The following is a 20,876-nucleotide window of genomic DNA, read 5'->3' as shown; positions in this document are numbered from 1 at the left end:
TGACGTGTGCTGCGCGTCACTCAGTACCGAAGAACACGGAAGCGCCGGCTTCTGCCACGCCGACGGCCGAGCGCATGTGCCCGAAGAGCAGACGCCCGGTGTCGTCGCCCGAGAACGGTACCGGGGCCGGCGCACGAGCAGCCCATTCCTGCGGGGCCACCTCGACATGCAGCATACCGGCATTGGCGTCGAGCACGATCAGATCACCGTCGCACACCCGGGCGAGCGGGCCGCTGCCCGCCGCTTCGGGCGACACATGAATCACGGCGGGCACCTTGCCCGAGGCGCCGGACATCCGGCCATCGGTCACGAGCGCCACGGCAAACCCTTCGTCCTGCAAAACCCCGAGCAACGGCGTGAGGCGATGCAGCTCGGGCATGCCGTTGGCGCGCGGCCCCTGGCCGCGCAGCACCACGACCACGTCGCGACGCAGCTCGCCTGCGTCGAACGCGGCCTGCACCGCTTCCTGCGACGCAAACACGCGTGCCGTCGCCGCCACGCGTCGATGTTCCGGCTTGACCGCCGAGACCTTGATGACGCCGCGCCCCAGATTGCCATGCATGAGCCGCAATCCACCATCGGGGGCGAACGGCTCGGCATGGCTGCGCAAGACGTCGCGATCGCCACTGCAAGCGCCGCCGGTGCGCCACGCCAACCCGTCCGGCGAGAGCCACGGCTCGGCGCGGTAACGCGAGAGACCCGGGCCGGCCACGGTCATTACATTGGCGTGCAGCAGACCGGCGTCGAGCAACTCGCCGATCAGAAAACCCATGCCGCCAGCCGCGTGAAAATGGTTCACGTCGGCCTTGCCGTTCGGATAGACGCGCGCCATGAGCGGCACCACGGCGGACAAGGCGTCGAAATCGTCCCAGTCGATGACAATGCCCGCCGCGCGGGCCATCGCGACAAGGTGCAGCGTGTGATTGGTGGAGCCGCCCGTGGCCATCAAGCCGACAATGCCGTTGACGACCGCCCGCTCGTCGACCACGTGGCCGATGGGGGTGTAGTCGGGCGTGTCGGCGCCAATGGCGAGCACGCGCGCCAGCGCGGCGTCGGTCAGTGCATCGCGCAACGGGGTGTGCGGATGGACAAAGGCGGCCCCCGGCAGATGCAAACCCATGATCTCCATCAGGAGCTGATTGCTGTTGGCCGTGCCGTAGAACGTGCAGGTGCCCGCGCCGTGATAGGCCTGCGACTCCGCTTCGAGAAGCGCGTCGCGGCCGACTTTGCCCGTCGCATACGCCTGACGGATCCTGGCCTTCTCATCGTTCGACAAGCCGCTTGCCATCGGACCGGCCGGCACGAAGATCGTCGGCAGATGACCGAATTGCAGCGCACCGATCACCAGACCCGGCACGATTTTGTCGCACACGCCGAGCATCAGCGCGGCATCGAACATGTTGTGGGAAAGCGCGACGGCCGTGCTCATCGCGATAACGTCTCGCGAGAACAGCGACAACTCCATGCCCGCATTGCCTTGCGTGACGCCGTCGCACATTGCCGGCACGCCGCCCGCGACCTGCGCCGTCGCGCCGAGCTTACGGGCGGCCTCACGCAAGCGCACCGGGTACTGCTCATACGGCTGGTGCGCTGAGAGCATGTCGTTGTAAGCCGTGACGATGCCGACATTCGGGCGACGCTGCTCGCGCAGAACGAGCTTGTCGTTGACCGGCATCGCGGCGAAGCCGTGCGCGAGATTGGCACAGGACAGCGCACCGCGCTGCGGAAAACGACCGGCGCTCGCATCGATTCGCGCTAAATACGCCGCACGCGTATCGCGGCTGCGCGCCGCAATGCGCGCGGTCACTGCCATTACGGTCGGGTGCAGGGGCTTCGTTTGCTCTGACGTCATGCCGGGAACCGGATTGCGCACCCAGGACAGGTGCGATTGGGAGCGGAGTTTAGTAGAAATTCTACATCCCATCAATCGAAAGGCGCTATGACTCGGGCTTGTACTTAGCCTATCCCCGTATTTACATGATTTTATGCCATATCGAGAAACATGATCCCACGATACGAAATTACAGTTTTATGTAGTTTTTGTACAAAACCACCGTAAATTGCGAGCCAGAACGCCTGCCCCCCCGGACTGTGGCGTCATGGCGGGCGGGTGCTATAGTGGGCGCCTGCTTTTGTGGAAGTCCGCCTGCCATGCTTAACCGAATCAAAGCCGCGCTGCCCCAACTGCGCCCGTCCGAGCGCAAGCTCGCGACCTATGTACTGGACGCACCGCGCGAGGTCGTCGATCTATCGATGAACGACCTTGCCGAGCGCGCCAACGTTAGTCAGCCGACGATCGCCCGGTTCTGTCAGGCCGTGGGATGCAGTGGATATCGCGAATTCAAGATCCGGCTGGCGCAGGGCATTGCGCAGGGTGTGCCGTTCGTGCATCGCGACGTTCGACCCGATGAGCCGGTACCGGGCATCGCCAGCAAGGTGCTCGACCGCACCATCGGCAGCCTCATGCAGGTTCGCAACAACCTCTCGCCCGACAGCATCGGACAAGCCATCGCCCTGCTCGCCGAGGCACGGCGCATTGAGTTCTATGGCGCGGGCGCCTCGGGAATTGCCGCACAGGACATGCAGCACAAGTTTTTCCGACTGGGCGTGCCGGCGGTGGCGTACAGCGACCCGCACGTCTATGGGATGTCGGCCGCGCTGCTGCAGGCGGGAGACGTGGTCGTGGCGATCTCCAACACCGGGCGGACGCGGGATTTGCTCGACGCCGTGCAACTGGCGCGCACGGCCGGCGCGAGCGTGATTGCCATCACACACAGCAACTCGCCGCTGGCGCGTGCGGCAAGCGTGGCGCTGTTCGCCGATGTCGACGAAGACACCGACGTGTATTCGCCGCTGACCTCACGCATCACCCATCTGGCCATTGGCGACGTGCTGGCCGTGGGCATGGCGCTGCGTCTGGGCGAGCGCCTGCCCGCACAACTCGCCCGCGCGAAGGAAGTCATCAACCGTCGTCGAACGACCAACGACGGTAAGTAAGACGAAGGGCGAAGCCTGCACCGGCGCGCCGCCCTGCGTCTGCGTCTGCGTCTGCTTCTGCTTCTGCTTCTGCTTCTGCTTCTGCGCCTGCTTCTGCTTCTGCGCCTGCCCGCTTTACTTTCCGCGATCAGCCCTGCGCCTGCGGGTTCACCGCATTTTTCAACGGCTCGCCGGTGAGCGCGGCGATCAGGTTGTCTGCTGCGCACAATGCCATGGCATGGCGCGTCTCGTGCGTTGCGGAGCCAATGTGCGGCAGCGCGACCACCTGCTTCATCGTCAGCAGTGGCGAATCGACCGGCACCGGCTCGCGCTCGAACACGTCGAGACCCGCGGCGCGCAGATGGCCCGACGCCAGCGCGTCGATCAACGCTGCCTCGTCGATCACCTTGCCACGGGCGGCGTTGATGAAGATCGCGCCGCGCTTCATCTGCGCGAACTCGCCAGCGCCGATCAACCGTTCGGTGGCCGGCGACAGCGGAACCAGCGTTACGACGAAATCGGCTTCAGCGAGCAACGCCGACAGCGTCCGGTGTTGTGCGCCGTAGGCTCGCTCCGCCGCCTCGTTGCGCGAGCGGTTGCTATACAAGACCTTCATGCCGAAGCCAAGTGCCGCGCGTCGCGCGACGGCCCCGCCAATGCGCCCCATGCCGACGATGCCAAGCGTCTTGCCATGCACATCGGTACCGAAATGCGCCTCACCCAGGCTCGCCTTCCAACCGCCCGCCTTGACCAGTTCGGCCAACTCGACCACACGCCGGGCGCTCGCCAGAATCAGCGCGAAAACGGTGTCTGCCGTGGTTTCCGTGAGGACGTCCGGCGTATTCATCAACACGATGCCGCGACGTGTGAGTTCGGGCACATCGAATGCGTCGTAGCCCACTGAAATGGTGGCCCATGCCTTGAGCTTCGGGGCCGCATCCAGCAGCGCGACGGTGACGTTCACTCCCACACCGATGGCGCCGTCGGCACGGCCCAGCGCCGCCACGAATTCCGCCCGGTTGCCATCGTCGACGCCCTCGAATTCCGAGAGCGTGAAAACCTCGGCCAACCGCGCGCGCACTTCCGGCGGCACGGCCTTGTACAACACCACTTCCGGACGACTCATCCTGGTCACTCCTGGGGTCGCCGCCGTCAGCATCCGCAGACGACGAACGAAATGTCGGTTTGGTTTGCGAGTTCAGCGCTGTGCGTTGCGCGCTTCTGCAAATGCCCGCTCGAGAAAATCGAGACGGTCCTGCCCCCAATACGGCTGACCGTCGAAGACGAACCACGGCGCACCGAATACCCCCGCGCTCGCGGCCTCGTCGGTATTGGCATCGTAGGCCGCTTGCACGCTTGCACCGCTCGATGCCGCGAGCAGCGCCTTGCCATCGAGCGACAAGTGCTCGGCAACGGATTGCAGCGTGGCTTCGTCGGCGATATTGCGCTCCTCGACCCACAGCGCCTTTGAAACGGCCGCCACCAGTTCGAGCGCCTTCTCGGTCCCATGCGCGAGCTGCGTCGCGACGATCAACCGCGCTGCCGGATCGCCCGCGACCGGAAAGAACTTCGGCTGCAGGTTGAGCGGCAAGCCGAGAAACTTCGACCAGCGCGCCAGCTCGATCAGACGATACGCCTGCCGCTGCGGCGGACGTTTGGCCAGCGGCAATCCGCCCGAACCGGAGAAGATCCGTCCGAGATCGATCGGCTTCAATTGGATCTGCACGTCGTAGCGACGTGCCAGATCGATAAAGCGCGCGTGCCCCATATAGACAAAGGGCGACGGCGGCGCCAGAAAATAATCGCAGGTCAGACTCACGGCAGACTCCTCTTGGCTTTCGGGGGTGGCGCTTGCGATGCGGGACGGCGTATCAGAACGGTTTGACAACCACGAGGATCACCGCCGCGAGCAGCGCCAGCACAGGGAATTCGTTGAAGTAGCGATACCAGCGATGCGAACGCGTATTGCGGCCGGTCTCGAACTTGCGCAGCAGTCGGCCACACGCGTGGTGATAGCCGAGCAGCAACACCACGATGAGCAGCTTGGCGTGCATCCAGCCGCCGTAGCGGCCGATACCGTAGTACAGCCAGAGGACCAGCCCGAAAGCGATCGCCGGCACCGCCAGGATCGTCATGAAGCGGTATAGCTTGCGCGCCATGAGCAACAGCCGCTGCGTGGCGGCGGGATCGCTCTCCATCGCGAGATTGACGAAGATGCGCGGCAGATAGAACAGACCGGCGAACCACGAGGCGACGAAAACGATATGAAACGCTTTGATCCAGAGCATCGGGGACAGGCGGCCCGCACGCAGGCCGTCGAATATTTTGAACAGCAAACAATGTACAACAATCCGCGATGTCGTGAGGCACAGCGCCTCGCACCGTCAGGCGTGAAGCCTGCGGCAGTTCGACGCAGCGCGGCAAGCGCCGCTGCCCCCACGTCGGGCGGCCCCCGCCGGGTCGCAGCGTCGGCGCGTCTCATCCGGCGAAACACGACTTCGGCGACGCCCCCGTGCGGGTGTGCCAGAATACGGGCCATATCGGCTTTTTCGCCCCCATCGGCCTGTACGCCGAACATTGGCCCCCGCATGAGAATACTTGGCATCGATCCCGGGCTGCGCGTGACCGGCTTTGGCGTGCTCGAAAAGCACGGCACCCGTCTGCAATATGTGACAAGCGGCGTCATCCGCACCGGCGAAGGCACGCTGCCCGCGCGGCTGCGCATCATCTTCGAGGGCGTGGCGGAACTGGTCGACACCTACCGCCCCGATCAGGCGGCTGTCGAAAAAGTATTCGTCAACGTCAACCCGCAATCCACGCTGCTGCTCGGACAGGCGCGCGGCGCGGCGATCACCGCGCTGTCTGTCGGCGGGCTCGAGGTCTTCGAATACACGCCAATGCAACTCAAGCAGGCCGTGGTCGGCTACGGACGCGCCCGTAAAGAGCAGGTGCAGGAGATGGTGGCACGCTTGCTCACCCTCACTGGCACGCCGGGCAAGGATGCGTCCGACGCGCTGGGCGTGGCGATCTGCCACGCGCATAGCGGCGAGACGTTTGCGGCGTTGGCCGGCGTCTCTCCCGGCCTTGCGGCCAAGGGGTTGCGCGTGCGGCGCGGGCGCCTGGTCGGCTAAGCGCGCCCTTGCCGTGCGGCGCGGCAAATCGCGCCATCGCGCCCCGGCACACGACGCCCGAAGCGCTACAATGCAGCCATGATCGAAACCGACAAACTCGCCGCCGAGCGCATCATCGCGCCGACCCCGGCCTCGCCCAACGAGGAAGCCTTCGAGCGCGCGCTGCGCCCCAAGCTGCTCGACGAATACGTCGGCCAGCGCAAGGTACGCGGGCAACTCGAAATCTTCATCGAGGCGGCCCGCAAGCGCGCGGAACCGCTCGACCACGTGCTGCTCTTCGGTCCGCCGGGTCTGGGCAAGACGACGCTCGCGCACATCATCGCCCGTGAAATGGGCGTGCATTTACGTCAGACGTCGGGGCCCGTGCTCGAGCGTCCGGGTGACCTCGCGGCGCTGCTGACCAATCTCGAAGCCAACGACGTGCTGTTCATCGACGAAATCCACCGGCTCTCGCCGGTCGTCGAGGAAATCCTGTACCCGGCGCTGGAGGACTATCAGATCGACATCATGATCGGCGAAGGCCCTGCAGCGCGCAGCGTCAAGCTCGATCTGCAACCGTTCACGCTCGTCGGTGCAACCACGCGCGCCGGCATGCTGACCAATCCGCTGCGCGACCGCTTCGGGATCGTGGCGCGTCTCGAGTTCTATACGGCCGAAGAACTGGCGGGCATCGTGCGTCGTTCCGCCGGCCTGCTGGGGGCCGTCATTGCCGACGATGGCGCCTATGAGATCGCTCGCCGCGCGCGCGGCACACCGCGTATCGCCAACCGGCTGTTGCGGCGCGTACGCGATTACGCCGAGGTCCGGGCCGACGGACGCATTACCGCCCCGGTGGCCGACGCCGCGCTCTCGATGCTCGACGTCGATCCGGTGGGCCTGGACGTGATGGACCGCAAGCTGCTCGAAGCTGTGCTCCACAAGTTCGACGGCGGGCCGGTGGGGGTGGACAACCTCGCCGCCGCGATCGGCGAAGAGCGCGACACCATTGAAGATGTGATCGAGCCATACCTGATCCAACAGGGCTTCCTGCAACGCACACCGCGTGGACGCGTGGCGACCCTGGCGGCGTACCGTCACTTTGGACTGGCCGCACCCGGCAGCGCGCCGGAGAGCGGCTCGCTCTGGTCGCCCGACGCCACGAACAAGTGACGCGCGCCGTCACGTCACACTGACCCTCGCATGTCTTCGCACGACGACCTCCCGACCCCGCCTCCGACAACGCCCTTGCAGCCTGCCGGGCCGGTCGTGGGCGTGTCGGGACGCGTGCGGCACGCCATCGCCATGCGCCTGGTGAGCCTCACGTCAGGCCCCGGCGCGCCGCGACTGAACTACGACACGCCGGCCGGCGATCCCGGCCTGTTCGGTCCGGATGCCGCCTGCTGGCATGTGCACGGCGACTTCACGTCCATGATGATCGGCGGCATCAGCGCATTGCTGATGCAGTCGTTGCATCCGCTCGCGATGGCGGGGGTCTGGGACCACTCGACCTTCCGGCAGGACGTGATCGGCCGCCTGCGGCGTACGGCGACGTTCATCGGCGGCACGACGTTCGGCAATACCGCCGACGCGCAAGCGCTGCTCGAGCGCGTGAGACGCATCCATTTGCAGGTCAAGGGGACGGCCCCCGACGGTCGCCCCTACGCTGCCTACGATCCCGATCTGCTGACGTGGGTGCATGTGGCCGAGACGTCGAGCTTCCTGCGCAGCTACCTCGTGTACCGAAACCCGGCGTTCGCCCGCAGCGAGCAGGATCGCTACTACGCAGAGGTCGCACGCATTGCGGTGGCGCTTGGCGCACGCGACGTGCCGACGAGCGTGGCGCAGATCGACGACTATCTCGCCGCCATGCGCCCGGCATTACGCACGAGCGAACGCACAGCGGAAGTCGTGCGCGTGCTGCGCAATCTCCCTGCGCCGTTCGTCGGCGCGCGCATGTTCAGCGGCTTGTTGTTCCGTGCCGGCGCCGATCTCATGCCGGACTGGGCGCAGGCGATGCTCGGCTTCGCGGAGGGATCTGCGGTACGGCGTCTGACGGTGCGGCCCGCCGTGCGTCACATGGCGCAGGTCGCACGCTGGTCGATGCGCAACAGCGTGGCGCACCGGGCGCGACGCCGCGCTCTGGCGGCACCCGACGTCGTCGCTACGCAGCCGTCGCTCGAGCGCTAGGTGCATCCAAGCGAGCCACTGCCGTTACGTCGCCGGCGTGCCCGTTACACTACGCGCGGATCGACCCGATCCGTAGCGGCGTCCACCGGCCTGTCGTTGCTTTCGTCACGCACCGCGTTGTCAAGATGCGTGACATCGCCCCAACTGAGCACGCACCAACGCAGGCCGTCGTATGTAAGACGGTTCACGCTCGCGTTGAGCAACGGATAGGCGCGCGGCTCGGTCAGCGCGAGTTGCGTCGCCAGCCGATAGCAGCAGTCGAGCACACCACCGTGCGCCACAAGCGCCAGATGCTGGCCCGCATGGTCGCTCAGGAGTTGTCCAACGGCCTCGGTGATACGCGTGTAGAACCCTCGTGCAGACTCACCGCCGGGAATCACGAAATCGGGATCGCGGCGCTGCCATCGCGCATAGTCCTGAGGGAATTGCGCCAGAATCTCGTCGGGCATGTGGGTTTCGAAGATCCCGTAATGGCGCTCTCGCAGACTCGCGGTGCGCACGAGCGGCAGGCCACACGCGCGCGCAACCGGCTCCGCCGTTTGCACCGCGCGCCGCAGATCGCTCGTGAGCACATGGTCGAATACGCGCCCATGCGCGGCAACTTCGCGCGCGATACGCGCCCCCAGCAATCCCGCCTGACGCTCGCCCTCGGCCGACAGCGGAATATCCGTATGCCCCTGAATCCGCTTGACGCGGTTCCAGTCGGTCTCGCCGTGGCGAATCAGCGTCAGGGTGGTGGTCGTGCCGGTCATCGATACGATTGTGTTTGTGAGTTCGGGCGGTCCGCTGGCGAAGCGCCGTCAGGCCAATTTCGGATTGAGCGTGTAAGTACCGGTGACGCTGGCCTGCCCAAGCACATGCGGCTTGATCGCGGCGAGTACGTCGTCGCCGCCGAAGCGCCCTTCAAGCGGCACTCGGGCAATGTCGAGTGCGTACACGGTGAAGTGGTAGTGGTGCACGATCGTGTCGTTCCACGGCGGGCAAGGGCCATCGTAACCGTAGTAATCCCCCTTCATGCTCTCGTCGCCGGCAAACCATGCGGTGTAGTCGTTCACGCCGTGACGCATGCCGTCGAGCGCGTCGGGGCCGAACTTGCCGCGCGGCGTGACGTGATTGCTGTGACTGGCCGCCGGAATTTCGGACGTGGCCCCCGGTACGTCAACGAGCACCCAATGGTAGAAATCGACGCGCGGCAGATCGGCCGGCACTTCGCGTCCTTCCTTGTTGACGTCGTCCCCTTGACTCGGTACGTCGCTGTCGGTACAGATCACGACAAACGAGCGCGTGCCGGCAGGCACGTCGGACCAGGCCAGGTGCGGATTCTTGTTCTGCGATAGCGCCACGTGCGCCTGTGCATCCGGTTTGCCGAAGGCGAACTGTGCATCTATCGCCGCATGATCGGCAAACGAGTCACTCCAGACTTTCATCGGTCTCTCCCAAGCATTGTCGTTTCGGAACTCGACGACGGTATCACACCGATGCGGATCGCGTGCAACGGGTCGCACACTTCCGGACGATTCCAGGCGATTTTCGGGATAACACCGGGGTTTGCGCACATGAGCGCGAACAGGCGGCACGATGGAAGGCGGTGATGCAATGCGTGCCGATGGGCACAGCGGGGTGCCCGGTGGGCACGCAGGGGCCCGCGGGTGCCGGTGCCGGTGCTGGTGCTGGTGCTGGTGCTGGTGCCGGTGCCGGTGCGCGGGCGCGGTGGGTGCGGCGGCCGATGCGACGCTTGCCGACGGACACAGCGGGTGTCTGGTGCGCACGCTCAGACCCGTGGATGCGGCGGATGCGGGGGGTTCGGTGGGCGCAGTGTCGCTGACGATGTCAGGACACTTCGGGACGTGTCTGAAGCCAGAACGTGACCGGTCCATCGTTCACGAGCGCGACACGCATGTGCGCGCCAAACTCGCCCGTTTCCACGATCGGATGGCGCGCGCGCGCCTGCGTGACGAAATGATCGAAGAGCCGCTTGCCGTCGGCCGGGCTCGCCGCCGGCGTAAAGCTCGGACGGGTGCCGCTTTGGGTGTCGGCCGCAAGGGTGAACTGCGAGACGAGCAACAGCGCGCCCGCCGCCCCATGGCCGTCGAGGTTCGACACGCTGCGGTTCATCTTGCCCACCTCGTCCGAGAACACGCGATAGCCGAGCAGCTTCGCAAGTAGTTTGTCCGCGCTCGCCTCGGTGTCGCCGCGCTCGGCGCACACCAGGGCGAGCAGGCCCGGACCAATGGCGCCGACCGTGCGGCCGTCCACGGTGACTGCGGCCTCGAGCACGCGTTGGATGAGTGCGATCATCGCGCAACGAGAGGCAACAAGTGCAACGCGAGCGAGATCGACATACAGGCAGGTGACGTACAGGCAGGTGACATACAGGCGAGCGACATTCAGGCGAGCGTCACGCGCGCGAAGCGGCGCTTGCCGACCTGCACGACATAGGTGCCGGCGTCGATCTTCGCGCCCTTGTCGGACACAGCCTCGCCGTCGATCCGCACGCCCCCCTGCTCGATGTTGCGGTTGGCTTCCGAGGTCGAGGGCACGAGACCTGCCTGCTTGAGCAACTGAGCGATGCCCAGCGGTGCGCCGTCAAGGGAGACTTCCGGAATATCGTCCGGCACGCCGCCCTTGGCGCGCGCATTGAAGTCTTCGAGTGCGCGCTCGGCGTCGGCCTGGGAGTGGAAACGCGCCACGATCTCCTGCGCGAGCAGCACCTTCACGTCGCGCGGATTGCGTCCGCCCTCGATATCCTTGTGCAGTTGCGCGATTTCGTCGAGCGAACGGAACGAGAGCAACTCGTAGTAGCGCCACATGAGCTCGTCCGAGATACTCATGAGCTTGCCGAACATCTCGCTCGGCTTCTCGCTGATGCCCACGTAATTGGCCTTGGACTTCGACATCTTCTCAACGCCGTCCAGTCCTTCGAGCAGCGGCATCGTCAGAATGCACTGCGGCTCCTGGCCGTACTGCTTCTGCAATTCGCGTCCCACCAGCAGGTTGAACTTCTGGTCGGTGCCGCCAAGCTCCAGATCCGACTCCAGCGCCACCGAGTCGTACCCCTGCATGAGCGGGTAGAGGAACTCGTGAATGGCGATCGGCACACCGCCCTGGAAGCGCTTGGTGAAGTCCTCACGCTCGAGCATGCGCGCCATCGTGTAACGCGACGCAAGCTTGATCATGCCGTCCGCGCCCAGCTTCATCGACCACTCGCTGTTGTAGCGGATTTCGGTCTTGCTGCGATCGAGCACCAGGGCAGCCTGTTCGAAATAGGTCTTGGCGTTCGACTCGATCTGCTCGCGCGTGAGCGGCGGGCGCGTGCTGTTGCGGCCCGACGGGTCGCCGATCAGCGATGTGAAATCGCCAATCAGGAAAATGACCGTATGCCCCAGATCCTGCAACTGGCGCATCTTGTTGAGCACCACGGTGTGTCCGATGTGGATGTCGGGTGCGGTCGGATCGAGGCCCAGCTTGATACGCAGCGGCTTGCCGGTCGCTTCGCTGCGCGCGAGCTTCTGCAGGAACTCCTCCTCAACGAGCAGCTCGTCGCAACCGCGCTTGGCGATCGCCAGAGCGGCCCGCGCGGCATCGGTCACGGGATACTTCTTTTCCGAGGTGAGTGCGTGTTCACTTGTCATAACATCATTGTCCAGACTGGTTCAGGGTTTCCCTTAGCCAGTCAGTAAAGGCGGAGACGGCGGCGGATCTGCTATAATCGCCGCTCAATTCTCGGCTCGGGCCGAAGCAACGCCGGGTTGCCCCGGAATTCCGGCAGGCAATCTCGAAGCGTGTCGCTCCGCCCGGGCTTTTTTGTAAGTTGCGCAGAATTTTACGTGATGTGGCCAAAACTCCGTGATTTTTTTGCGCGCGAACTGCTGACCCTGATCGACCCCACGCAGCCGAAGCACCGTCGAAGAAAGGTGCAAATCGTGGCAACGGTCGGTTCGGCCCTGACGTTGGGAATGGTGACCGCTTTCGGCGTGGCACCTATGGTGCCCGAAGCGGCGCGCAACGGTGCGAGCGTGACGTTGCCGCTCACCTTCCCCGACCTGGCCAAACAAATCCAGCAGCTCGACGCGCAGTCCCAGACCTTTATCCATCAGGTGGCGCTGCGACGCGGCGAAACGCTTGGCGACATGCTCTCGCGCCTGTCGATCCAGGACCCCGCCGCTGAGCGCTTCATTCGCGAGAACGCCGTCGCCCGTCGCCTGATCGGTGTGCCCGCCGGGCACGTCGTGCAGGCGGAGACCGACGACGATGGCAAGCTCGTCTCGCTCTCCACCGTCCTCTCGAACGGCAATGCCGCCGCCCAGCAACTGGTGATCGAGCGCAATGACGCCGGTCGCCTGCGCGCGCGCATGGAGCAACTCGCCAACGATACCGAATGGGCCATGCGCTCCGGTGCCATTGCGGGCAATTTCTTCACGGCGATGGACGATGCCGGTGTGCCCGATGCCGTCGTGGCGCAGATGGTGAACATCTTCTCGGGCGTGATCAACTTTCAGCGCGACGTGCGCCGCGGCGATCGCTTCCGTCTGGTGTACGAAGTGGTCAAGCAGCAGGATCGCACCGTTCGCACCGGCCGCGTGCTCGCCGTCGAGTTCATCAATCAGGGCAAGACGCATCAGGCCATCTGGTACGCCGATCCGCACGGCGCGCCCGAGGGCGCGTACTACGGCTTCGACGGGCGCAATCTGAAACAGGCATTTCTGCGCACGCCTGTCGAGTTCTCGCGGATTTCGTCGGCATTCGGCGGTCGCGAACATCCGTTCCAGCACAAGTGGAAGCAGCACGAAGGTGTCGATCTGGCCGCGCCGATCGGCACGCGCGTGTTTGCAGCGGGCGACGGTGTGGTCAAGTTCGCCGGCAAGCAAAACGGCTACGGCAACCTGGTCGAGATCGATCACGCGGGCAATTACCAGACGCGTTACGCCCACCTGTCCGGTTTTGGGCAGGGCATGAAGGCCGGCACACGTGTCACGCAAGGACAAGTCATCGGCTTCGTGGGGCAAACGGGGTGGGCTACCGGCCCGCATCTGCATTACGAGCTCCGCTACAAGGGTGTGCCGCGCAATCCGTTCTCGACGGACGTGGCGGCCACCGCGCCGCTCGCGGGTGCCCGCCTGAAGCTGTTCGACATGTACGCCGAGAGCCTCCTCAAGCGCATTGACCTGATGCGCACAGTGCAAGTCGCTCAACGCGATTGAGGTATGCTGGAGTTCGCGCCACGCACCGCGACGTGTGACTGACATGTCTGCCCTGCTGGCGCGGTTTCGATTTCTTCGGCTCCCCCGCGCCCGTCCGCACCGCCCATGACCGACATCGCTCGTTCCACCCTCGCCCCGGTTCCGCCCGCTCATTTCATCGGTCTCATGTCCGGCACCAGTCTGGACGGCGTCGATGGCGTGCTCGTCACATCGGCAAACACACGGGTGCTTGCGCAAGCCTATCTCCCGTTTCCGGACGATCTGCGTGACACATTGATGGTGTTGCAGGCCCCCTCGGAAAACGAGCTGCATCGGGAAGCGCTGGCGGCAAACGCGTTGGCACGCGTCTATGCGGAATGCGTGAGCGCGTTGCTCACCACGGCAGGGTTGCCCGCGTCGGCCGTCGCGGCCATTGGCGCGCACGGGCAGACGATTCGTCATCGTCCGGGAGAATTCGACGGAACGGGTTATACCCGCCAACTCAACGCCCCCGCGCTCCTCGCCGAGTTGACCGGCATCGATGTCGTTGCAGATATGCGCAGCCGCGACGTCGCAGCAGGCGGCCAGGGGGCGCCGCTCGTACCCGCCTATCACCAGGCGATGTTTTCGGAAGCGAGCGAGACGCGCGTCATCTGCAATCTTGGCGGCATCAGCAATGTGACGATTCTGCCGGCGGCGGCGTCCGGCCGGCCCGTCTCGGGCTTCGATTGCGGTCCCGGCAACGCACTACTCGACGGCTGGGCGGCGCGCCATCTCGGCAAGTCCTATGACGATGGCGGCGCCTGGGGTGCCGGCGGACGCGTCAACGACGCCCTGCTCGCCGCCTGGCTCAGTGAACCCTACTTCCGCCAGCATCCCCCGAAGAGCACCGGTCGCGACCTGTTCCATGCCGAGTGGCTGGCGGCACATCTGGCGGCGTTCCCAGGCGTGGCGGCCGTCGATGTCCAGGCCTCACTCGTCGCGCTGACCGCGCAGTGCGTCGCGAACGACGTGTTGCGCTACGCACCTGACTGTCGAGGCCTATACGCTTGCGGCGGCGGAACGCGCAATCACGCGCTCATGCAGGCCATCGCATTGCGTCTGCCGGGCGTGAGCGTTGCAACGACCGACGCGCTCGGCGTACCGCCGCATCAGGTCGAGGCCCGCGCCTTCGCCTGGCTCGCGCAGCGCTGCCTGGCGCGGCAAGCGGGGAATCTTTCGACCGTCACCGGCGCGCAAGGCCCCCGCATTCTTGGCGCGATCTATCCGCATTGAGCGTCACGCCAGCCCCGACCCACTTCAACCCATGTTGGCTGACGGGAAAGGGAAAAAAGAAAGGACCCTTGCGGGTCCTTTCTCTCACTACGTCCAATGACTGCTTTCGAGCCGTTCAGACCGAGAACGACGAGCCGCAGCCACACGTCGTGGATGCGTTCGGGTTCTTGATGACGAACTGCGCGCCGTTGATATCTTCCTTGTAGTCAATCTCGGCGCCGACGAGGTATTGATAGCTCATCGAATCGATCAGCAGCGAAACGCCATTCTTGTCGAGCACGGTGTCGTCTTCGTTGACGTCTTCGTCGAAGGTGAAACCATACTGAAAGCCGGAGCAACCGCCGCCCTGCACGAAAACGCGCAGTTTCAGCTCGGGGTTACCCTCTTCGTCGATCAGTTGCTTGACCTTGTCCGCGGCGCTGTCGGTAAAGACCAGAAACGCGGGCATTTCCGTGACAGCGGCCTCAAGCGGTGCGTTCATCGCAAATCTCCATAAATCGGTTCGGTACCATTCTAGTCCCTAATCCTAAATTGTGCCGACGGCAGAAAAATCAATGGCTTAGAGACGATAAATACCGTTACGGCAATACGGGAATATGGGTCAGCCCCATGTTCTCCGGCAAGCCGAACATCAGGTTCATACACTGCACACCCTGACCGGACGCGCCCTTGACCAAATTGTCCTCGACCACGAGGATCACCAACGTGTCTTCGTTACCCGGACGATGCACTGCCATGCGCACATAATTCGACGCACGCACCCAGCGCGTCTCGGGCAACGCGCCGGCCGGCATCACGTCCACAAACGGCTCGCCCGCGTAATACGTCTCGAACAACGCCTGGAAATCGGTGTTGCGCGCTTCGGGCAGGATCGTCGCGTACAGCGTCGAGTGGATACCCCGAATGGTCGGCAGCAGATGCGGCACGAACGTCAGGCCTACTTCGTAGCCGGCAATCGCCTCGAGCCCCTGCTTGATTTCCGGGTGATGACGGTGTCCCTTCACGCCATAGGCCTTGAAGTTGTCGGACGTCTCGGCAAGGATCAGCGACGTCTCCGCCTTGCGGCCGGCGCCGCTCGCGCCCGACTTGGCATCCGCAATCAGGTGCTTCGGATCGACCAGCTTGCGGCCGCCGGCAAACAACGGCGCATAGCCCAATTGCACGGACGTCGGGTAACAACCGGGCAGACCGATCACGCGGGCGCTCTTGATCTTTTCGCGATTGATCTCGGGCAGGCCGTAGACAGCCTCTTCGAGAATGTCGGGGCAGGCGTGGGGCATGCCGTACCACTTTTCAAACGTGGCCAGGTCTTTCAGGCGGAAGTCTGCCGCCAGATCGATCACGCGCACACCGGCGGCGAGCAGCTCGCGCGCCTGCGCCATGGCAACGCCGTGCGGTGTGGCGAAGAACACCACGTCGCAATCGGTCAGTCGGGCGTCGTCGGGGCTGCAGAATGCCAGGTCGACACGGCCTCGCAGGTTCGGATACATATCGGCGACCGGCGTACCCGCTTCCTTACGCGAGGTAATGGCCGTCAACTTCACTTCCGGGTGCTGCGCCAGCAAACGGAGCAACTCCACACCGGTGTAGCCGGTGCCGCCTACGATACCTACCTTGACCATGTCCTACCCCTTTCAATCTGAATCGCGATTCTATCAAGCTTCCACGACACGTGTGGGACGGTGACGCACCCGGCGCATCTCCCAACCAGTGGCTGAAAAGACAACGCAAAAAAGAGAAAAGGCCGCACGAGGCGGCCTTCCTTGCATCCACCAGAGGCAGATGCGAACAAGCACTCGGGCGATTAACGCTTCGAGAATTGCTTGCGACGGCGTGCCTTGTGCAGACCCACCTTCTTACGTTCGACTTCACGAGCATCGCGCGTGACGAAGCCAGCGGTCGACAGCGTCGGCTTGAGCGTCGCGTCGTAGTCGATCAGTGCGCGGGTGATGCCGTGGCGAACCGCACCGGCCTGACCCGTTTCACCGCCGCCCGAAACGTTGACCTTGATGTCGAACGTTTCGCCGTGGTTGGTCAGCTCGAGCGGCTGACGAACGATCATCAGCGACGTTTCACGAGCGAAGTACTCTTTGATCGGCTTGCCATTGACGACGATGTCGCCCTTGCCAGCCTTGATGAACACACGAGCAACAGCGCTCTTGCGACGGCCGGTGCCGTAATTCCAATCGTTTTTGAACATGGCGTGGCCCTTAGATCTCGAGCGACTTCGGTTGCTGCGCTTCGTGCGGATGGTTACCGTCGGCGTAAACCTTCAGCTTCTTGATCATCGCGTAGCCCAGCGGACCCTTCGGCAGCATGCCCTTCACGGCCTTCTCGAGCGCACGGCCCGGGAAACGCTCTTGCATCTTGCCAAACGTGGTTTCGTAGATACCGCCCGGGTAACCCGAGTGGCGGTAATACTTCTTGTCGGTTTGCTTTGCGCCCGTGACTTTCAGCTTGGCAGCATTGACGATGATGATGTAATCACCCGTGTCAACGTGCGGCGTGAATTCAGGCTTGTGTTTGCCGCGTAGACGGCGTGCCACTTCGCTGGCGACACGGCCGAGGACTTTGTCCGTCGCGTCAATCACAAACCATTCGCGCGTCACCTCTGCCGGCTTAGCGGAAAACGTCTTCATGATCGATCCAAATAAAATACATTTGCCCCATTAACATCAACTTCCTGCTTGTCTGCCGGCCGCGTCCTGGCGACTTGAGTCGCACGGCGCAGTCCTGTGCTTGCAGGCTCTCCCTGATGTCTTTTCCGTGGGCATTTCCGGAAAAGCCCTTGATTATACAGAAAAATCCCCTCACCGGTAAACGGCATTTCCGGCCGGACAAAAAAAAACCCGAACCTCGTGGGTCCGGGTTAAATCCACCAAAGGAGGAGGGTGGAGGAGACACTTGCAGGATTGCTGTGAAGCACAACAACCAATGACTCCAGTCTAGCAAAGCAGAAAGTGCTGCGCAAGAAAATTTATAGTGCGAAACATAACACCACAATATGAAATGATGGAAATTTGCACAACCCCCGCAAAAATCAATAAAAATCAATCACTTACACAAGTTCTCACGCTCTTGGATGCGCGCCAATCGGTGCCAGAATTCCGGTTTTAGGGTTTATCCCGCTGAAAATTCGATCAAAAAAACGCCAATATTGCGGCGCAGCAACCTGAGCCCGCATAGCCGGGCGACAGCGTCGCGCGCGGCGTCGTACGCGAGTTTGCGGAAGCCGCTACAATTTTTGCTTGAATGCGATATCGGGGTTTCGACATATGGAATGCAAGGTTAGCTGGATGGGCCAGGATGGCATGGCCTTCGTTGCACAGACGGGGAGCGGCCATATCGTCGCGATGGACGGCGCGCCGGAAGGCGGCGGCCACAACCAGGCACCGCGTCCCATGGAGATGCTGCTGGTTGGCACGGGCGGCTGCACAGCGTACGACGTGGTGCTGATTCTCAAAAAGAGCCGCGCCGAGGTGAAGGGCTGCACCGTCGCGCTCAAGGCCGAGCGTGCCAGCGAAGATCCCAAGGTTTTCACCAAGATTCACTTCCACTTCACGGTCACGGGCCGCAATTTGAACCCTGCCACCGTCGAGCGCGCCGTGACACTCTCCCACGACAAGTACTGCTCGGCATCGATCATGCTCGCCAAGACGGCGGAGATCACGCATAGCGTCGAGATTGTCGAAGGCTGAGACCCGGTCGGCCAAACCACCGGCCGCAGGCATGACGGCGGCAGAAGCACAAAAGGCTCCCAGGGGAGCCTTTTGTGTTCTATTTGGATGCAGAGCCAGCCGATAAGCCGGATTCTGTGAACGCGACTCGCGCCGCGCCTGACAATCATTCCTCTAGGCGACACATCACTGCGCCGCTCAAGCTTCCTACCCGCAGGCTCCCGGGGGCCCCGTTGCCGGCACCCGCACGAGGCGCATGCCGCTCACCTGCCTATTTGGAATTGCTCCGGGTGGAGGTTACCGTGCCGTGTGCGTTGCCGCACGCCGCGGTGCGCTCTTACCGCACCGTTTCACCCTTACCTGATCCACCTGGCTTGCGCCAGGGGCCATCGGCGGTCTGTTCTCTGTTGCCCTGTTCCGCGTCTCACGACGGATGGCCGTTAGCCATCACCCTGCCCTATGGAGTCCGGACTTTCCTCCCCCTCCCCAAAGGGAGGCGGCGATTGTCTGGCCGACTCTGCGGCCGGAAGTGTATCACGCGTGTCGGCCTCACTGCCCAAAGGCCCGCAATATCGGCGCGGGCCCCACGGCACGTTCAGTCGTTGCGTCGCCGGCCTGGTCGAAAGACCGACGCGTCCAGGTAATAGGCTGGGTCCTCGTTGGCGGGCCACCAACCGGGAATTCCCAATATCGGCAAGGGGGCGAAGTCGCGCGGTGTGAGCGGCGCGCTCGCGAGCGTCGGCGCGATCTGGCCGTCGAGCCAGACGCGCCGATCAGCAGGCGTCCAGCCGAAATAGTCTCGTGGAACGTCGACAATCCAAGCGTGCGACGTCACCGATCGATAGGGCGCGACGAGCTTTTCCAGCAACGCATGCCCGAACGGCAGCACTTCGCAGGCGCGCCCCCAGTCGGCGCGCCGCGTCACGAAGAGCGTATGCCAGTCGAATGCCCTTAACGCCCGCCCGAGGGCCGCGTCGCTGCAGGCGAAGAGCACGGCATTCTCGTCGAAAAGGGTCGCGGCATCGCGCGTGACGCCACGCGTGGCGCGCACGCCGTCAGCGGCGATGGCTGCCGCCTGACGGGCATTGAGCGCCGCTTTTCCACACGGATAGGTCAACCAGATCAGCGCGTTGAAAAAGTCATGCAGGTTCGCGCGCGTCGGCACGCAACCCGTGGCCGCGATGAACGCCTCGTACGCGGGGGCAGCCGGAAGGCGCTCGGGCGCGACGAATCGAAGCGCCCGCCCCCACCCGCTCACCCGCTCTTGGGCCGCAGCTTGCGCCGACAGCGTCTCGCGCCAGTCGCCACCCGCGAGCGCGCGTTGCCCCCGCTCCGACACCGCTTCGAACCACGGCGCCCGCCAGTCGATCTCGGGCAGCGCGCACCCCGCGGACATCGACATCGAAAGCACGCCGTCCCGGCTCAACCCTTGAGCTTCCAGCCGATAACTTCACCGCCGCGCAGCGGCACCACGGTCGCATCGCCCATCGGCAACTCCGCTGGCAGCGTCCAGTCTTCGCGCACCAGCGTGATCTTGTCGGCGTTACGCGGCAGTTCGTAAAAGTCGGGGCCGTGGAAGCTGGCGAAGCCTTCAAGCTTGTCGAGCGCATTGGCTTTGTCGAATGCTTCGGTGTAAAGCTCCACCGCGTGCAGCGCCGTGTAGCAACCCGCGCAGCCGCAGGCAGCTTCCTTGACGCCACGGGCGTGGGGAGCACTGTCGGTCCCCAGGAAGAAGCGCGTGCTGCCCGACGTGGCCGCCTTCACGAGGGCCTCGCGATGCGTCTCGCGTTTGAGCACCGGCAGGCAGTAGTAATGTGGGCGGATTCCGCCCGTGAATATCGCATTGCGGTTGTATAGCAGGTGATGCGCGGTGATCGTGGCGGCGATGGGGCCTTCGGCCTGCGCGACATACTCGGCGGCATCCTTGGTCGTGATGTGTTCGAACACCACCTTGAGCCCTGGGAAATCGCGGCGAAGCGGCGACATCACGCGGTCGATGAAGACCTTTTCGCGATCGAAGATATCGATGTCGGAACTCGTCACCTCGCCATGCACCAACAACGGCATGCCAACGTCCTGCATGGCTTCGAGCGCGCTGCGGCATTTGGTCAGGTCGGTCACGCCGGCGTCCGAGTTCGTTGTTGCACCGGCAGGATAGAGCTTCACGCCATGCACGAAGCCCGACGCCTTTGCGCGACGAATCTCGTCGGCCGGCGTGTTGTCGGTCAGGTACAGGGTCATGAGCGGCTCGAACGTATTGCCGGCCGGGCGCGCGGCAAGAATGCGCTCGCGATAGGCCGCCGCGTGCTCGGTCGTGGTGACCGGCGGCTTCAGGTTCGGCATGATGATCGCGCGCCCGAACTGGCGGGCACTGTCGGGCAGTACGCTCTTGAGCACGTCGCCATCGCGCACGTGCAAGTGCCAGTCGTCGGGACGGGTGATAGTCAATTCGGTAATCATGGGCGTTTTCC

Annotated in this window: 21 protein-coding genes and 1 other RNA gene; 7 read left to right on the top strand and 15 right to left on the bottom strand. The window is 64.1% G+C overall.

The genetic code is table 11. The annotated features are described in order from the left end of the window. Positions 1-16 precede the first annotated feature (16 nt). The gene (gene edd, locus ACE3UG_RS05985; protein ID WP_374620967.1) at positions 17-1,852 is read right to left on the bottom strand and encodes a phosphogluconate dehydratase; all 1,836 of its coding nucleotides are present in this window, start codon (positions 1,850-1,852) and stop codon (positions 17-19) included. Positions 1,853-2,151: 299 nt separating this feature from the next. On the opposite strand from edd, the gene ACE3UG_RS05980 reads away from it, so the two are divergent. Further along, positions 2,152-2,997, top strand: coding sequence for a MurR/RpiR family transcriptional regulator (locus ACE3UG_RS05980; protein ID WP_374620964.1), 846 nt, complete (start codon positions 2,152-2,154; stop codon positions 2,995-2,997). 127 nt (positions 2,998-3,124) lie between these two features. On the opposite strand, the gene ACE3UG_RS05975 is transcribed toward ACE3UG_RS05980, so the two are convergent. The 3 genes from ACE3UG_RS05975 to ACE3UG_RS05965 all read right to left on the bottom strand — a co-directional run bounded on the left by ACE3UG_RS05975 (position 3,125) and on the right by ACE3UG_RS05965 (position 5,264). Further along, a complete protein-coding gene (locus ACE3UG_RS05975) occupies positions 3,125-4,102 on the bottom strand; it encodes an NAD(P)-dependent oxidoreductase (protein ID WP_374620962.1) in 978 nt (325 codons plus the stop codon). Between the two features lie 72 nt (positions 4,103-4,174). Further along, the gene (locus ACE3UG_RS05970) at positions 4,175-4,795 is read right to left on the bottom strand and encodes a 2-hydroxychromene-2-carboxylate isomerase (protein WP_374620960.1); all 621 of its coding nucleotides are present in this window, start codon (positions 4,793-4,795) and stop codon (positions 4,175-4,177) included. Between the two features lie 52 nt (positions 4,796-4,847). Continuing rightward, on the bottom strand, positions 4,848-5,264 hold the full coding sequence (locus tag ACE3UG_RS05965) for a CopD family protein (protein WP_374621013.1): 417 nt from the start codon (positions 5,262-5,264) through the stop codon (positions 4,848-4,850). Between the two features lie 300 nt (positions 5,265-5,564). Here ACE3UG_RS05965 and ruvC point away from each other — a divergent pair, with 300 nt between their 5' ends. The 3 genes from ruvC to ACE3UG_RS05950 all read left to right on the top strand — a co-directional run bounded on the left by ruvC (position 5,565) and on the right by ACE3UG_RS05950 (position 8,273). Continuing rightward, on the top strand, positions 5,565-6,107 hold the full coding sequence (ruvC, locus tag ACE3UG_RS05960) for a crossover junction endodeoxyribonuclease RuvC (RefSeq protein ID WP_374620957.1): 543 nt from the start codon (positions 5,565-5,567) through the stop codon (positions 6,105-6,107). Positions 6,108-6,185: 78 nt separating this feature from the next. Then, positions 6,186-7,256: a Holliday junction branch migration DNA helicase RuvB gene (gene ruvB, locus ACE3UG_RS05955; RefSeq protein ID WP_374620954.1), complete on the top strand. Its 1,071-nt coding sequence runs from the start codon at positions 6,186-6,188 to the stop codon at positions 7,254-7,256. A 30-nt stretch (positions 7,257-7,286) separates the two neighbouring features. Then, on the top strand, positions 7,287-8,273 hold the full coding sequence (locus ACE3UG_RS05950; protein ID WP_374620951.1) for an oxygenase MpaB family protein: 987 nt from the start codon (positions 7,287-7,289) through the stop codon (positions 8,271-8,273). Between the two features lie 44 nt (positions 8,274-8,317). Here ACE3UG_RS05950 and ACE3UG_RS05945 read toward each other — a convergent pair whose 3' ends face one another. The 4 genes from ACE3UG_RS05945 to tyrS form a co-directional block, all read right to left on the bottom strand. Continuing rightward, complete coding sequence (locus tag ACE3UG_RS05945) at positions 8,318-9,025, bottom strand: histidine phosphatase family protein (RefSeq protein ID WP_374620949.1); 708 nt, start codon at positions 9,023-9,025, stop codon at positions 8,318-8,320. A gap of 48 nt (positions 9,026-9,073) precedes the next feature. Beyond that, positions 9,074-9,700, bottom strand: a complete 627-nt coding sequence (locus ACE3UG_RS05940; protein ID WP_374620947.1) for a YbhB/YbcL family Raf kinase inhibitor-like protein — start codon at positions 9,698-9,700, stop codon at positions 9,074-9,076. A gap of 403 nt (positions 9,701-10,103) precedes the next feature. After that, complete coding sequence (gene dtd, locus ACE3UG_RS05935) at positions 10,104-10,571, bottom strand: D-aminoacyl-tRNA deacylase (RefSeq protein WP_374620945.1); 468 nt, start codon at positions 10,569-10,571, stop codon at positions 10,104-10,106. A gap of 89 nt (positions 10,572-10,660) precedes the next feature. After that, complete coding sequence (gene tyrS, locus ACE3UG_RS05930; RefSeq protein ID WP_374620942.1) at positions 10,661-11,905, bottom strand: tyrosine--tRNA ligase; 1,245 nt, start codon at positions 11,903-11,905, stop codon at positions 10,661-10,663. 198 nt (positions 11,906-12,103) lie between these two features. Here tyrS and ACE3UG_RS05925 point away from each other — a divergent pair, with 198 nt between their 5' ends. Next, positions 12,104-13,474, top strand: coding sequence for a M23 family metallopeptidase (locus ACE3UG_RS05925; protein WP_374620939.1), 1,371 nt, complete (start codon positions 12,104-12,106; stop codon positions 13,472-13,474). A gap of 105 nt (positions 13,475-13,579) precedes the next feature. Beyond that, on the top strand, positions 13,580-14,728 hold the full coding sequence (locus ACE3UG_RS05920) for an anhydro-N-acetylmuramic acid kinase (protein WP_374620936.1): 1,149 nt from the start codon (positions 13,580-13,582) through the stop codon (positions 14,726-14,728). Positions 14,729-14,843: 115 nt separating this feature from the next. Here ACE3UG_RS05920 and erpA read toward each other — a convergent pair whose 3' ends face one another. From erpA to rplM, 4 genes are all read right to left on the bottom strand, one after another. Further along, the gene (erpA, locus tag ACE3UG_RS05915; protein ID WP_058377438.1) at positions 14,844-15,209 is read right to left on the bottom strand and encodes an iron-sulfur cluster insertion protein ErpA; all 366 of its coding nucleotides are present in this window, start codon (positions 15,207-15,209) and stop codon (positions 14,844-14,846) included. 97 nt (positions 15,210-15,306) lie between these two features. After that, positions 15,307-16,350, bottom strand: coding sequence for an N-acetyl-gamma-glutamyl-phosphate reductase (argC, locus tag ACE3UG_RS05910; protein WP_374620934.1), 1,044 nt, complete (start codon positions 16,348-16,350; stop codon positions 15,307-15,309). Between the two features lie 182 nt (positions 16,351-16,532). Beyond that, on the bottom strand, positions 16,533-16,928 hold the full coding sequence (gene rpsI / locus ACE3UG_RS05905; RefSeq protein ID WP_353193253.1) for a 30S ribosomal protein S9: 396 nt from the start codon (positions 16,926-16,928) through the stop codon (positions 16,533-16,535). A 10-nt stretch (positions 16,929-16,938) separates the two neighbouring features. Next, on the bottom strand, positions 16,939-17,367 hold the full coding sequence (gene rplM / locus ACE3UG_RS05900) for a 50S ribosomal protein L13 (protein WP_023873145.1): 429 nt from the start codon (positions 17,365-17,367) through the stop codon (positions 16,939-16,941). Between the two features lie 636 nt (positions 17,368-18,003). Between rplM and ACE3UG_RS05895 the strand changes: the two genes are divergently transcribed. After that, complete coding sequence (locus ACE3UG_RS05895; protein ID WP_374620930.1) at positions 18,004-18,426, top strand: OsmC family protein; 423 nt, start codon at positions 18,004-18,006, stop codon at positions 18,424-18,426. An 87-nt stretch (positions 18,427-18,513) separates the two neighbouring features. Here the strand turns inward: ACE3UG_RS05895 and rnpB are convergent. The 3 genes from rnpB to pyrC all read right to left on the bottom strand — a co-directional run bounded on the left by rnpB (position 18,514) and on the right by pyrC (position 20,865). Next, positions 18,514-18,924: RNase P RNA component class A (rnpB, locus tag ACE3UG_RS05890), an RNA gene on the bottom strand. Positions 18,925-19,000: 76 nt separating this feature from the next. Next, positions 19,001-19,807, bottom strand: a complete 807-nt coding sequence (locus ACE3UG_RS05885; protein ID WP_374620927.1) for a DUF3025 domain-containing protein — start codon at positions 19,805-19,807, stop codon at positions 19,001-19,003. Positions 19,808-19,827: 20 nt separating this feature from the next. Then, the gene (gene pyrC, locus ACE3UG_RS05880; protein WP_374620925.1) at positions 19,828-20,865 is read right to left on the bottom strand and encodes a dihydroorotase; all 1,038 of its coding nucleotides are present in this window, start codon (positions 20,863-20,865) and stop codon (positions 19,828-19,830) included. Positions 20,866-20,876 lie beyond the last annotated feature (11 nt).

Origin of the sequence: Pandoraea sp., assembly GCF_041919235.1 — a bacterium.
GTDB lineage: Bacteria > Pseudomonadota > Gammaproteobacteria > Burkholderiales > Burkholderiaceae > Pandoraea.
Note: the sequence above shows the minus strand (reverse complement) of the source record. Positions and strands in the feature narration are given on the sequence as shown.